10 protein-coding genes are annotated in these 14,478 nt (G+C 32.1%); 3 read left to right on the top strand and 7 right to left on the bottom strand.

From position 1 onward, the window contains the following. The first annotated feature begins 11 nt into the window (after nt 1-11). Nucleotides 12-1,469 carry a RagB/SusD family nutrient uptake outer membrane protein gene (locus Z054_RS0116820; RefSeq protein ID WP_024771211.1) on the top strand — a complete coding sequence of 486 codons (1,458 nt, stop codon included), beginning with the start codon at nt 12-14 and terminating at the stop codon, nt 1,467-1,469. Nucleotides 1,470-1,861: 392 nt separating this feature from the next. Here Z054_RS0116820 and Z054_RS0116815 read toward each other — a convergent pair whose 3' ends face one another. From Z054_RS0116815 to Z054_RS0116785, 7 genes are all read right to left on the bottom strand, one after another. Beyond that, the gene (locus Z054_RS0116815; RefSeq protein WP_024771210.1) at nt 1,862-4,072 is read right to left on the bottom strand and encodes a DUF349 domain-containing protein; all 2,211 of its coding nucleotides are present in this window, start codon (nt 4,070-4,072) and stop codon (nt 1,862-1,864) included. 141 nt (nt 4,073-4,213) lie between these two features. Further along, nucleotides 4,214-4,945: a shikimate dehydrogenase family protein gene (locus Z054_RS0116810; RefSeq protein ID WP_024771209.1), complete on the bottom strand. Its 732-nt coding sequence runs from the start codon at nt 4,943-4,945 to the stop codon at nt 4,214-4,216. Beyond that, entirely contained in the window at nt 4,942-5,967 is a 1,026-nt protein-coding gene (locus Z054_RS0116805) for a DUF368 domain-containing protein (RefSeq protein ID WP_024771208.1), read from the bottom strand. The genes Z054_RS0116810 and Z054_RS0116805 overlap by 4 nt, the downstream gene beginning before the upstream one ends. Before the next feature lie 3 nt (nt 5,968-5,970). Next, nucleotides 5,971-6,936, bottom strand: coding sequence for a DUF368 domain-containing protein (locus Z054_RS0116800; RefSeq protein WP_024771207.1), 966 nt, complete (start codon nt 6,934-6,936; stop codon nt 5,971-5,973). A gap of 87 nt (nt 6,937-7,023) precedes the next feature. Next, on the bottom strand, nt 7,024-8,415 hold the full coding sequence (locus Z054_RS0116795; RefSeq protein WP_024771206.1) for a tetratricopeptide repeat protein: 1,392 nt from the start codon (nt 8,413-8,415) through the stop codon (nt 7,024-7,026). Nucleotides 8,416-8,746: 331 nt separating this feature from the next. Beyond that, nucleotides 8,747-9,937, bottom strand: a complete 1,191-nt coding sequence (locus Z054_RS0116790) for an aspartate aminotransferase family protein (RefSeq protein ID WP_024771205.1) — start codon at nt 9,935-9,937, stop codon at nt 8,747-8,749. 65 nt (nt 9,938-10,002) lie between these two features. Next, nucleotides 10,003-11,778, bottom strand: coding sequence for an OstA-like protein (locus Z054_RS0116785; RefSeq protein ID WP_035092386.1), 1,776 nt, complete (start codon nt 11,776-11,778; stop codon nt 10,003-10,005). A gap of 484 nt (nt 11,779-12,262) precedes the next feature. On the opposite strand from Z054_RS0116785, the gene Z054_RS0116780 reads away from it, so the two are divergent. Both Z054_RS0116780 and Z054_RS0116775 read left to right on the top strand, forming a co-directional pair. Then, nucleotides 12,263-13,624 (top strand): PD40 domain-containing protein, encoded by a 1,362-nt coding sequence (locus tag Z054_RS0116780; protein WP_024771203.1) that lies wholly within the window; start codon nt 12,263-12,265, stop codon nt 13,622-13,624. Between the two features lie 89 nt (nt 13,625-13,713). Further along, nucleotides 13,714-14,418 carry a hypothetical protein gene (locus tag Z054_RS0116775; RefSeq protein ID WP_024771202.1) on the top strand — a complete coding sequence of 235 codons (705 nt, stop codon included), beginning with the start codon at nt 13,714-13,716 and terminating at the stop codon, nt 14,416-14,418. Nucleotides 14,419-14,478: the final 60 nt, after the last annotated feature.

Raw genomic sequence — 14,478 nt, 5'->3', positions numbered from 1 at the left:
AAAAAAGAGAGATGAACAATAAAATTTATATAGTAGTTATTTTATTTCTATCGTTAGGGTTTTTTGCCTGCGACGATGAATTAGATAATGCGCAACCTTTTACAGAAGGTAATCCAAATACTTTCTTTAATAGCCCAGCCGCTTTTCAAAACGGTGTAGATGGTATTTATAGACAGTTATGGCTTTATTATTCTAACCCTAACTCTGGTTTACAGGGTATTCCAGATATAGTTTCTGATAATGTAATACAGGCACAAACTGGTAGAAGGTCTAATGATGATTATCATGATCTTAGATATGTAGCAAGTACTCTTGGGCCTATTCCTTTATACTGGAGTGAAGCTTATGAGGCAGTTAATGTTGCCAATTTGGTAATAGGTCAAATAGATAACCTTAATGATGGTCCTGAAAAGAATAATATCCTTGGACAGGCGTTAGCTGCAAGAGCCTGGGCACATTTTGACTTGGCAAGAATCTTTGGTAAAATCCCAACACAAAGTGGTGATGCTAATGGTTCTTTAGGAGCTGTGTATCTTAAAGTAGAAGATGGTGAAACAGGGGATCCTTTTGCACAACCGGCAAGAGAAACTGTGGCATCAAATTATGCTGAGATTATTGAAGATTTAGAGCGAGCGAGCACATTAATTGGAGATGATAATGGAGAAGGAAGATTAAATAAAAGTGGAGTAAATGCATTATTATCCAGAGTATATTTATACAATGGAGAATATCAAAAAGTTATAGATGCAGCTGATGCAGTTTCTGGTACTTTGGCAACTGCTGCAGAACTTCCAGATGTGTATACAGACGCAACTAATGCTGGTGTAGTGATAGAACTTTCTATTAATACTACTTCAGAATCTAATGGTAATAATGTAGGGGTTCTCTATAGTCAATCTTCTAGTTCTGCAACTATTTCAGAATATGTACTTGATTTTGACTTCTTCAATAGTATTGATGCTAATGATGTAAGAAGAGATATTTTACAATTTGTAGGAACAAATCAAGGTAATGACTATAATGCAATCAAAAAGTTTTTAGGTGAAGCAGGTCAGGTTAATGGTAGAGTAGATGTAAAAGTACTTCGTTATGCAGAAGTTCTTTTAAACAAAGCTGAAGCTCAATTTGAACTAGGTCAGGGAGCTCAGGCATTAACTACTTTAGATCAGTTAAGAAATGAGCGCTTTACTTCCTTTACAGGAGGAGAAACAGGAGCAGCTCTTGAAGATGCTATCCAATTTAACAGAAGAGTTGAATTAGCTTGTGAGGGTCATAGATTTTTTGATCTTAAAAGAAGAGGAGAAAGTATAACAAGAAATGCTACTGCAGGAGATATTATTGATGGAACAGGAACAGCTCCTGAAGCTCCAACTCTTGCTGCAGGAGATTTTAGATTTCAGTTTCCTATTCCAACAGCAGAGATTAATGCAAATCCAACTATAGCTGGACAACAGAATCCAGGTTATTAATTGGAAATACACTGTTTGTTAAATAAACAAATATTTTAAACAAAATTACCCGTCAACTTCAAGAGTTGACGGGTAATTTATTTTTTGAACTTATTTATTTAACTTTTTGATTCGACCAAAAAAGGAAGATATTTTTATATGAATCTATAAAAGTCGAGATAAATTTCTATAAGACACTTCAAAAGTTTTATATCACAACTTAAATCAGTAGAATAGGAAAAAGCACATGTAGAATCATTTGTTTCGTTTTGAAGCAATTGATGGCTCTCTTTCTATACTGAATGAAAGAAAATGTTAAAGGAATGTAATACGAATGTAATACGAATGTATTCGTTTCTGTATTTCCAGAATACTATGTTTCTAAATTACAGAAAGCCATTGTATGTATATGACTAAAGTTGCCTAATCTTATTTAATTTAGCTTTCCAAACATCTAAGTTTTCTTTATACTTTTCGATATTCTTTCGTACATCTCTTACCATTGGATTGTCATCTTTGGCATGTTTAAAGAACTGAAGATTGTTTTCTAATTGGCGAATTTCACCATTAACTTCATCAATTTTTTTACGAATAAAGCTCTGTTCATTTCTAAGAGCTCGATCATCACTCTGACCGGATAAAGTATTTAGTTTGTTTTCATATTTAATAAGTTCTGTTTCTTTACGACCTAAATTAAGTTGCTGAAAGAAACCATCAAGAACTTTGTTATATTCGGTTTCTATATTTTTCTTTTTATATGGCACTCTACCTAAAGTTTTCCAAGTAGCAATGTTTTCTTTTATAGTTTTAAGATCGGTTTCGGTATCCCCAGAAAACTCTAGTTTTTTAAGAATCTCTATATGTTCTTGTTTCTTTTCTAAAGAAACAAGCTCTTCTTTATTAGCTTCATTTCTCTCTGCATGAAGTCTATCAAAATAAGAATTACATGCATCTTTAAACCTTTTCCATATTCTATCACTATCCTTTCGAGGTACATGGCCAATTTTTTTCCAATCCGATTGAATTTTTTTCATAAGTGGAGTAATGGCAGTAAAATCATCACTATCCTTATTGTCTTCTGCAATCTGGATCAGTTCCATCTTTTTATTTAAATTATCAAACTGATCTTTTTTGAGTCCTTTATAAAATGCATTTTTATTACGATTAAAATCTCTTACAGCAGTTTTAAATTCACTCCAAGTCTGCTCATTTACATTAGAAGGTACTTTTCCTGCTTTAAAAAATTGATCTCTTAATGCTTCAATTTCTTTTATTTTTTGCTGCCAACCACTATGATTTTTAGGGTGATCCTGGCTAACTTCAATAATTTTTGCAATGATTTCTCTTTTGACTACTAGATTTTGTTCGTAGACTTTATCCTGATCTTTAAAGTACCTCTGGCGGTTTTCATGAATTTGCTTTGTTAAGGCGCTAAATTTTTCCCAGATAGGTTCTCTGTATTCTTTTCCAACAGGTCCCAGATCTTCTTTCCACATTTTATGAAGTAACTGTAATTCTCTGAAGGCTCTGTTAACATCGGTCTCCTGTGCTAATTCTGTAGCACGCTCAATAATCTTAAGTTTTTGCTCAAGGTTATGTTTAAAATCAAGATCTCTAAATTCTCTGTTTAAATGCAGAAAATCATAAAAATTCTCGGTATGATGATGATAGGTATTCCATACAGTATTGTATTTATCCCTTGGTATAGGGCCCGCATTACGCCATCTTTCTTGGATACTTTTAAAATGATTGTATGTTGTATTTATGTTTTCATCTACATTAAGTAATCCTTTTAACTCGTCAATTAATTCTAATCTTCTTTTTAGATTTTCCTGAAGGTCTTTTTTAAGATTTTGGTAATATGAATTTCGTTTTTCTTTATAATCAAAATAAACAGAATTAAATTCTTTTTTTATTGGCGTAGAATAGTAGAAATCTATAATATCACCACCATCGGCCATGAATTCTTCCTTCTTTTGTTCTACTTCTTCATTAAATTTTTCATTAAACTCATTTTTGATTTCCTCAACGTGTTCTCTTATTGCCTGAATTTTTTCATTTTTGACCAATTCTCGTAATTCTTTGATCAATTCTTCCTTATTCATGGCATGATAATCCTTCTTCTCGATATTATGACGCTCTATGGTAGTCTCATCTTCGCTATGCTCAGCAACAGCCTCGTCCATTTGATCTTGAATTTGATCTTCATCGGCAGGAGTTTTAGGCTTTGCTTCTTCTTTTTGTAAAGTAATTGCCTCACTGCTCTCGTCTACAGATTCCTTTGCATCATTTTCTGAAGTAGGTGCATCATCACTATTCTCTGTAGTAACTTCATCTGGAGTAGGTACATTTTCTTTTACCTCAGTATCAGAATTTAATGTTTCTTCTGTAGTTGTAATACTATTTTCGGATTCAGAATCTTCTTCTATAGCATCTGTAATCTGTGGATTAACCAATGTTTTAGATTCTTCGTTTTCAGAATGTTCTGTGTTTTCAGTGGTTTCTTCATCAGAACCATCTGATTTAACAGTTTCTGGATTTTCAGTTTCTAAGTTTATATCTAAAATCTTAGTCTTATTTTCTTCATTTCCATCTGCCTTAGGCAGGTTATCACGTGTGGACATTGTGTGAGCGTTTTTGTTTGTCTGAGTTTAATAGCCTGACTAAGATACTAACATATTAGAAAAACTCAAAGTTATTGAAAGGTTTTAAGATTAGTTAAAAAGGATTTTAGTAAGAATTTTATGACAAAATGAACTAAAAAATCACATATTCCAGATTTCCCAGGCCTTTTCTGCTTGTAGTATTAGCATTTGTAATCCATTAGAAACTGTAGCTCCTTTTTCTTTTCCTTTACTCATAAAAGTAGTTTCATCTGGATTGTAAATCAAATCGTATAAAACATGGTTTTTGGTAATATATTCGTAAGGGATATCTGGGTAATTATGAATGTTTGGATGTGTTCCGAGGGGTGTACAGTTGATTATTAGTTTGTATGCTTGTATAATATCCTCATCGAGATCACTATAACTAAGTTCATTAAAATCAGGATTACGAGATACAAATGTATAGTCTATATTTAGATGACTTAATGCATAAGCAATAGCTTTTGAGGCACCTCCTGTACCAAGAATTAATGCTTTTTTTATTGTTTTGTTGAGTAAAGGTTTTAGAGATTCTGTAAAACCGTAATAATCACTATTATATCCTTTTAGTTTTTGACCCTTATCAAATTTTATAACATTTATGGCTCCAATTTCCTTGGCTATTGGGTCCAGATCATCCATATAATGAATTACTTCTTCTTTATAGGGTATTGTTACATTTAAACCTTGTACATGAGGATCTTTAGTAATTTCTATAAAATCTTTGATTTGGGTAAGATCGAAGTTGTTATATTCACAATCTAGATTTTCTTTTTCAAATTTTTCTGAAAAATAACCCTTAGAAAAAGAATAACTGATGTTTCTGCCTAATAAGCCGTATACTTTTTTCATTTTGAAGTTTTTAGTGTTTTTTGGCCATACCATTCTAACCATAAAACGATACCAATACCTACAAGAATATAAAAAATCCCAATATAGGTTTCGATAGTTGTGAAATCAGGAAAATATCGATCATAATTATCCAGTATTGGATTACCTAGTGCATCAATTTGTGTGTTTCCTATAGTATCAACTTTGTAAATTTTATTTTTCCAGGGCCAAACGACACCTAGAGAACCGGTTATAAATCCAATAATGGCTGCAAAAGTTGCGTTTTTATAGTGTTTTAAAACATATCCTAAAAAATGAGATAAGGTAACTAAACCGGTTAATGAACCAAGACTAAATACAACAAGTACCTTCAATAATCGAGTTCTGTGAGGATCTTCTATAAATGAAAAATCCCAGCGGATTAGATCGGCTATTGTGTCATATAGTGCATTCACAGAATCAACCAGTAAAAGAACATAATTACCTAGTAAAATAAGAATAAAAGAGCCAGATAATCCAGGTAATGTCATGCCTGATACACCGATTATGCCGCAGATAAATACAAACCAAAGATTGTCATTTTCTTTTGCAGGAGCCAATAAACTTATACTAACTCCAACTATGATACCTATAATGATCAGACAGATATTTCTTCTGTTCCAATCGTTAAAATCTTTTACTATATAATAAATAGAGCCTATAATCATCCCAAAAAATGCTGCCCATACGTATAATTCAAAATGAATAATGAGGTAATCCAGAATTTTAGAAACACTAAAATAGCTAATTAACATTCCTAAAATTAGGAGGCCGAGAAATCGTCCGTTTATGTATCTCCAAAAACTTTTAAATCTAAAATTGATAAAAAGCTTAAATGCTTTAAAATTTATTTTTTGAAGAGAATAAATAAATTCTTCATAAAACCCGGCAACAAATGCAACGACACCTCCAGAAACACCAGGGACTTTATTTGCAGCACCCATTGCAAGACCTTTAATAACAAGGAAAAGTCTATCAGTAAAGGTTCGGGTACTCTGTTGCATTGGTTAGTTTGGTTTTTTTACAGAAAGGCGTTCTAAGATAAGGATTAATAGAAAACCTATAGCTATAAAAAGTAAAACCCAAATCATTTTAACATCACCTTCAAATTGACTTGGTAGAATGCTTTTTTCTATGAAAGGGACTTCGATTCCTTCAGAGTTTGTTCTCCAGGATTCTACTTTTTTCCAAGGCCATAATTTATTTAGCGAGCCTATCATGAATCCTGTAAGTATAGCTAAAGTCATATTTTTATGATACTTAAACATCCAGTTAAGTGCTTTAGAAAATAATTTCAAACCTATAACGGCACCGATCCCCATGATTATTATTTTATAAATAGCTTGCCACATCATATCGAAATCCATTTGTACAACTCCATCACGTAATTGGTTTAGGATGTCAATGGCTGTTTGGTATACACCTAAGATAAGTAGAATGAAAGCTCCGGATACCCCAGGTAGTATCATAGCAATGATTGCTATAAATCCACAAAACATAAGATACCAATTGCTGTCTGGTGAAGCCAAAGGTTCTGCTATAGTTATAAAATAAGAAAGTACAGCCGCCAGAACAATACCAATAATTACTTTTGGTTTCCAGGCAGTAATTTGTTTTCCAATATAAACGATACTGGCAAGAACTAATCCGAAGAAAAATCCCCAAAGTAATAACGGCTCATTGTGAAGCAACCACTTTATAAGTTTTGCAAGAGAAAGAATACTGGTTACTATACCTAAAAAAAGTGCTGTTAAAAAAGAAAGGTTGTATTTTTTCCAGGAAGTTTTAAATCCTTCTTTTTTCCAAACTGAGAAAAAACCAAGGTCTAAACCATTAATAGTTTCAATTAATTCTTCATATATGCCAGATATAAATGCAATAGTTCCTCCAGAAACTCCAGGAACTACATCTGCTGCTCCCATTGCTAATCCTTTTGCAGAGATGATAAGGTAATCCTTAAGATTTCTTTGCATTCTTATTGTTTTTGGTGTTTTTAGTTAAAACAAATGTATGGATTTTTGCAATGCAATCTATTAGAAAAAAAACAGTCTTTTTTAGAATTATTTATATTCAGAAATAATGTTTCTAACAAGAGTGAGGTTGAAAATCTTTTCAAAAAGCTCTTCTAAAACAATAAGGTATTCATAGTCAAGATCCAGTGCTTTTCTTATATGATATTCACCTTTTTGATAATCTTGTAGTTCATAGTATAAACCAGCAAGTCTATATTGAATTTCTGCATTATCTGGATAAAACTCGATAGCCTGATGTAAATTTTGTACTGCAGCATCTGATTCTCCAATAAACCTAAGGATATCAGAACGATTTAACCAGGTTTCTAGTTCATAGTTTCCTAGCTCAATAGCTTTTCTATATCCTCGTTCTGCTTCTTCAAAAAATGCAAGTCTATTGTTTATTTTTGCATAGCGTTTCCAGTATAAAACATTCTCACTGTCAATATTTATAGCCTTGTTAGTATAGTATAGTGCTTTTTGATAATCGCGTTTACGCATATAGAAATCGGTAATGGCTATCCATCCTTTGTCTAGTAATGGATCTTCATGTACGGTCTTAGAATAATGTTGAATTGCCAGGTCATCTACACCTAATTTTTCATAACATTTTCCTATTCTTAACAGAGCAAAAGAAGTAGGGTCATCCAGTTCTAATGTTATTCTGTAGTTTTCTATAGCTTCATTATGTCTTTTGAGCTTTTCTAATACTTTTCCTTTTTCTAAATAAGCACCAATAAAATATTCATCACTTATAATTGCAAAATCATAAGCCGCAAGTGCTTTTTCATATTCTTCTAAATCAAAATATTGTTTACCAACCTGATGCCAAGCTACTTCACAGTAGGGATTTTTATTTAGAAACATGTTTAAATATTCGATGGCTTCTTCGTGTTGTTCAAGAAAATCGAAACAATATATAACATTGTACAAAGCAGAATAATCCTGATCATCTGCTTCGAGGCATTTCATAAAATTGACTTTTGCATTTTCAAAATCATCCATAAAAAGATACTCCATTCCTATAAGGGAGTACACATCTGCTGCGTCATTTGTATAACTAAGAGCCATCATTAATAACTCTATAGCTTTTATATGATCATTTTGTTTAGAAAGAATATTAGCTTTTTGGATGTAGATTTCCTCATTTTCTGGTTCTATAGCATGTAGCTGAGCCAAAAGATTATCTGCTTTATCTAAGCGATTTTCAAAGACGAGAACTTCGACTTGCAATAATTTAAGATTAACAGAAGACGGATGTTGAGAAAGGCCTAAAGAAATTGCCTTTTTTGCTTTAGCAATTTTTCCGTTTTCCAGATAGTGATGAATAATAGATTCAAATTCATCTGAATCAAAAAATTTTACATCATTAGATCTCAGCATAGACTCGTATCGAGTAATCGAGAAATTATTTTCTTCTTCTTCGTGGTTAAATCTCATACACGTTGATTAAAGATGCTCAATAAATCATAAAATTGATGTAAATACCATTTTTGTCTTCCCCAACAAACAAAAGTATTTAATAAATCCATTACTTAATCTATTTTCGCATTATTGATTTCCTCAGTATTAAAATTACAAATGAAATCGAATGATTATACTTCAAAAACCAATTGTTTTTAACAAACTAATTAACAAAATACGTACCATTATATGATAATGATATAGAGTTTTTCTTTTATAGAAGCCGAAATGTATTAAGGGATTTGTGAAAATAATGGATGGTCTACTAAATATACGATTTTTTTAATAAAAATTCAATAATTGCCGTTTAAATTTTGATGTCTTGTATTTGGTCTAAAACAGTAAGAATGATTTGACATCCTTCTCTGATTTCACTTTCAGATATAGTGAGTGGCGGTGTAATACGTATTGCAAGGGGTTCAAAAAGTAACCAAAATAATATTAATCCATGGTCTTGGCATTTTAATATAACTTGATTCGTTATTTCTGCAGAAGGAGTTATAAAAGCTAGCATAAGGCCTAAACCTCTAACTTCTTTGATTAATGGATGAATTAATAATGATCTGAATAGTTTTTCTTTTTCCAGAGTAGCTGCCATTACGTCACTCTCGGTAATTTCCTGTAATGTTGCCAAAGCGGCAGCTGCAATGACAGGATTTCCTCCAAACGTTGTAATATGACCTAATTTTGGGTTATCCTGTAATTGATCCATCATTGTTGTTGAAGCTGTAAAGGCTCCAACCGGAAGTCCACCACCCATTCCTTTACCCATTACAACAATATCCGGAATGATATCATAATTTTGAAAACCAAATAATTTACCAGTTCTACCAAATCCAGGTTGGATCTCGTCTAAAATTAACAGTGCTCCAACTTCTTCACACTGCTTTTTCACCTTTTTTAAATATTCGTATTTAGGCTCAATAAATCCTGCTCCTCCTTGTATGGTTTCTAAGATGACTGCTCCGGTTTTGCGCGTAATCTGTTTTATATCTTTTTCATCATTAAACGTAATAAAAGCAGTATCAGGAATTAATGGTCTAAATGCTTGTTTCCGTTCTTCATATCCCATTACACTCATAGACCCCATAGTGTTACCATGATACGCTAGTTTTGCTGCAATAATTTGGCTTCGACCTGTAACTCTTCGGGCTAATTTTAAAGACCCTTCAATAGCTTCGGTTCCTGAGTTGGTTAAGTAAGTTTTTTCTAATGGATGGGGTAGGTGAGAAGCTAATAGTTTAGTGAGTTCTACAGCGGGTTGTTGTATGTATTCCCCATACACCATGACATGTAGATATTTATCTAACTGATCCTTTACTGCACGTATAATTCTGGGATGTTTGTGCCCTAAGCTACATGCTGAGACTCCAGCAACAAAATCCAAATACTTCTTGTTATTAGTGTCATAAATATAACTGCCGATAGCATGTGAAACTTCTATAGCTAAAGGATGCGGAGTAGTTTGGGCTTGATATTTGAAAAAATCCTGTTTCAAGATTGTTTTTTTACTAGATTATCTAGTTTTAATACATTATCCGATATTTTTTGCACAAAAAGAGATTAATGTTCGATGTTGGTACTATCTTTTTGATTTTTTTTCTTTTCGGTATTAAGTTCTTCTTTTACTTTCTTTTTTAAAGGAATAGAATCTAGTTGTTCGTTAGTTTCTTTAAGTTCAGCATCTTTGAGTTCTTGCTCTAGTAGTCGAGAACCTTCAGATTTATTATCCTCCAAACGTTTCACTGTTTCTTCATCAAAGAAATCTGCTTCGTCTTTTGGTAATGGGATTCCTGTTATTTTAATAAGTTCTGGAGGAGATTCTCCTCTAAATAAATCAGCCTTACTATTAATGCGTTCATCACCACGCCAATTAAAACCAGAGAGTTCACGAGCATTTTCTGGTAGATCAATTTCACGATATAATGTACCATCGATATTCTGATAATAATAGACATCTTCTATTTCACGATTATTTAGTAATAATTTAATAGAACTAGAGAGTACTTTATTAATACCAATAAGTTTTAATTCACCTTCACTTTCTCTTTGATAAAATATAGTTTCTGTGTTTTTATCGATATCTACCTGATAGAGCTCATTATCTTTAAATAAGCCATAAAGTATTTGACCTTTTACCTGGTTGTATCCAGCTTTAAGGGTGTCTTCTTGAACCAAAAAAGCATTTTGATATACGATAAGTGAATCTAATTTTTCTGTCTTTGTATTTGAGATAATTTTTATGGTATCACCAGTCATTTGATTTCTTTGTGACCAAATAATAGGTCGGCCAATCATTTTGGTATAGCCTGTGGTTTGATCTACATTAATAGAATCACTTTTACCACTCATATTACTCTTATAGATTCTTACATCATAAAAACCAGTCATTATTCTTCGTTCGGGTTTACCAGTAACCATAAGTGTATCACTGTGAATGAAAATAGAATCTTTTTCCTGCAAAGTGGCTGCAAGTGCTCTCTTTGTAATAAAGACAGAATCTTTTTCTTTAAAAACCTCTGCATAATGGCCAGTAATTACAGAATTATTAGCTGTATCTAATACTCTAATATTATTAGTGGCCGATGCAAATTGATCAGCACTATTGTAAAAAATACTATCTCCAAAAACAGTACGTTTATCATAATCGATTTTGGCATTTTTGATGGCATATCCAGTCTTAGCTTTAGTGTCATAGAACCCTCGTTCACAATATAAAGTACTTTCTTTACCTTTAACTGTCGAAGGACCATACAGATATGCATGACCATTTTCTGTATAGTAATCTAATCGATCCGAATCTACTGTATTTTCTGGATTTACAATTTTTACTGTGGTATTAAATGAATATTGTTTTCGGTCCATAAAATACCTTCCAATTTGACTCGTCAATGTATTTGAAGAATCCCGAACCGTCCCACCACTACGGTAATAGGCTTGTTGTCTAAGTCGATCAAAGAATAAAGTATCAGTGCGCAATGTATTAGAGGGAGTTTCCATAAATACATTATCACTAGCGTATGCGAATTGAGTATTACCATTGTACTCGGCATATTTACTAGTCATAATAATGGTATCTCCTTGTTTCATTTTTACATTTCCCAAAGCCTTGACAAACTTATCTTGACCATAATGAATAGCCTGATCACACCATATCTCAATCCCTTCATGTTGCATATATACCTGTTTGTCTACTTTTGCCAGGATAGTTGCCCCAGGAAACCGATTTTGATCTTTTATGGTACGATCAGATTGAACTTTGATTTGTTTTCCTTCCTGAGCAAATGATGCTACCGAAAATATAAAAGCAAGTATTATATAGAAGAATTTGTTTTTCAAGTGTTTCAAATTTGTATGCAAAATAACGAAAATTGTATCTAATGATTGTGGCTATGACGGTAAAATAAAAAGTAAGTCATTTTCAATTAATAACTTTATGTCTCATCTCATGTTACATTTTAACATGTTTTACCTCTATAATAACTTAAAAGCAAGTGATTTCTGTAATTGATGGATTGTTGTACATCAATAAAAAAAAGGATAATGTGTAAGTTTTGTACGATCAAAGGACTAATACCGATAAAAAGAAGCAAACAAAAGAAATTTTCGAATTTTTTAACACTAGATCTACTTAAGCATCAGTAAATTGCGATAGGAAACAACAAGGGAACGATCAATGCTATGGGGATAGCATCATCTTAACTTTTTATTTTTTATCAAACGCAAATTTGTTTATTCTGATTCATTTTAAGAATAGATATAGAGCTATTTTTTTAGAAAAAGAAAAGTTTAGGTCGTTATACTATTAACAAAAGGATAATAGATGGTTTTGAAAAAAAACTTAGGGGCTCTATTTTTTTTGTTTTTTTGGGGTGCTGTGTTTTCTCAGGAAAAACAGCTGGAAAAAGCAAATGAAGCTTTTAAAAAGTATGCCTATATCGAGGCAAGGGAAATGTACTTAAAAGCTATAGAAAAAGGAGGTAAATCAATAGAGTTATATGAAAGATTAGGGGATTCATATTACTTTAATGGTGAGTTAGAAAAAGCAGCGCAATGGTATCGAGTATTGTCTTCTTTGTATCCAGAAAAGATAAAATCAGAATATCGAAACAGATATGCACAATGTATTAAGAGTACCGAAGGGTATAAAAATGAAGATGATATAGCTCATTGGTTATATGCAAATAATGATGTAAGAGAACAAAAAGCATGTGACTCATTAGGTGATGTTTCATCAAAGAGAGATAGGTCAGAGGAGTTTATAGTTGATGTCCTAAATATCAATTCGAAATATTCGGATTATGCTCCTAGTTTTTATAATGACGAATTGGTATTTGCATCTTCACGAGACACCAATAATTTTTCTACAGTATTACATGAATGGAATAATCAACCTTTTTTAGATTTATATACAACTACACACGTTTCTGAAGAAAAAAGTGTTGAAAAATTAAAAGGAAATATTAATTCGAAGTTTCATGAGTCTTCAGCAACTTTTAGCAAGGATAGAAAAACTGTATATTTTACTAGAAATAATTATTCTAAAAGAAAATCTAAAACGAATACAGAAGGTGTTGTTTTGTTAAAAATATATAGAGCACATTATGATAAAGGAAAATGGGGAGATATAGAAGAATTACCGTTTAATAGTAATGAATATTCGATAGCACACCCTGCGTTATCTTATGACGAGAAATTTTTGTATTTCGCAAGTGATATGCCAGGAACTCTAGGGAAATCAGATTTGTATGTAGTCGAAATAAATGAAGATAAGAGTTTTGGAACTCCTAAAAATTTGGGAGGTTTAATTAATACTTCAGGGCGTGAAACTTTCCCTTATATTAGTGATAAAGGAAAATTGTTTTTTGCAAGTGACGGGCATAAGGGATTAGGTGGTTTAGATATTTTTATGGCTATTCCAAATGAAGAGGGAGTGGTAGAAGTTTATAATTTAGGAAACCCTATTAATAGCCCCAAAGATGATTTTACCTTTATTATTAATGAAGAAAATAAAACAGGATATTTTGCAAGTAATCGTAAAGGAGGTAAGGGTGATGACGACATCTATGGTTTCAAGCAGATAAGTTCATTTCCTGAACGCTATTATCGTAAGCAGAAGATTATTCGAAAATTAGAAAGAGTAATAGAGTTAAAATCTAATAAAGAAGGGACTACTTCATTATAATATTTATAGATTGATAAAGAATATCTTTTAGATTTATTTTCTAATAAGTGTTTTTGGTTTTATATATTTATGGCGAAAGAAGTAACTATATGAGAGCAAAACTATTTTTAATTTTCATTTTTATATCCCATTTTTTTTATTCTCAGGTAGATAGGAATTCTATATTAGGGCTGCCTAATGTTACTACTGCCGAAATGAATGGTATTGCAACCCCTAATGAAGGGTCCATAGTGTATAATACTACAGATGATAAGATATATTATTGGGATGGAACAAAATGGGTTGCTGCAAATGAATCAGCATCAGATGGAGATGTGAAATTTAGTGTTGTTACTGCAGATCATGGTGGATGGTATATTTTAGATGGTCGTAGTACTGCAACACTTTCGGCTACTGCTCAAGCAGTTGCAACTAGTTTAGGATTTGCTACAAACTTACCCAATGCAACAGATAGAGTCTTAAAACATCCCGCAGGAGGAGAAAATATTGGAGATACAGGAGGCCAGGCAAATACAACCTTAGTTCAGGCAAATTTACCTAATGTGGATTTTACAGGTACAACTACAACCAGAGGGAATCATAGACATGGTTTTGCTGGTTTTTTTTCTAATCAACGTGTGCAAAATGGGGTAGATGCTAATAGAAGAATTTTATTAGCCGGAGGAAATACAAATACAGGTAATGCAGGTAATCATAACCATAATGTAACACTAAATAGTGGAGGAACAAATCAATCTTTTGATCGCTATCAACCTTATCTGGTAATTAATACTTTTATTTATTTGGGAAATTAATAGAGTATATATAAAAAAATAAGAGTGCTTGTTTTTACAAGCACTCTTATTTTTTTATAA

Origin of the sequence: Aquimarina macrocephali JAMB N27 (assembly GCF_000520995.1) — a bacterium.
Lineage (GTDB): Bacteria > Bacteroidota > Bacteroidia > Flavobacteriales > Flavobacteriaceae > Aquimarina > Aquimarina macrocephali.
Note: the sequence above shows the minus strand (reverse complement) of the source record. Positions and strands in the feature narration are given on the sequence as shown.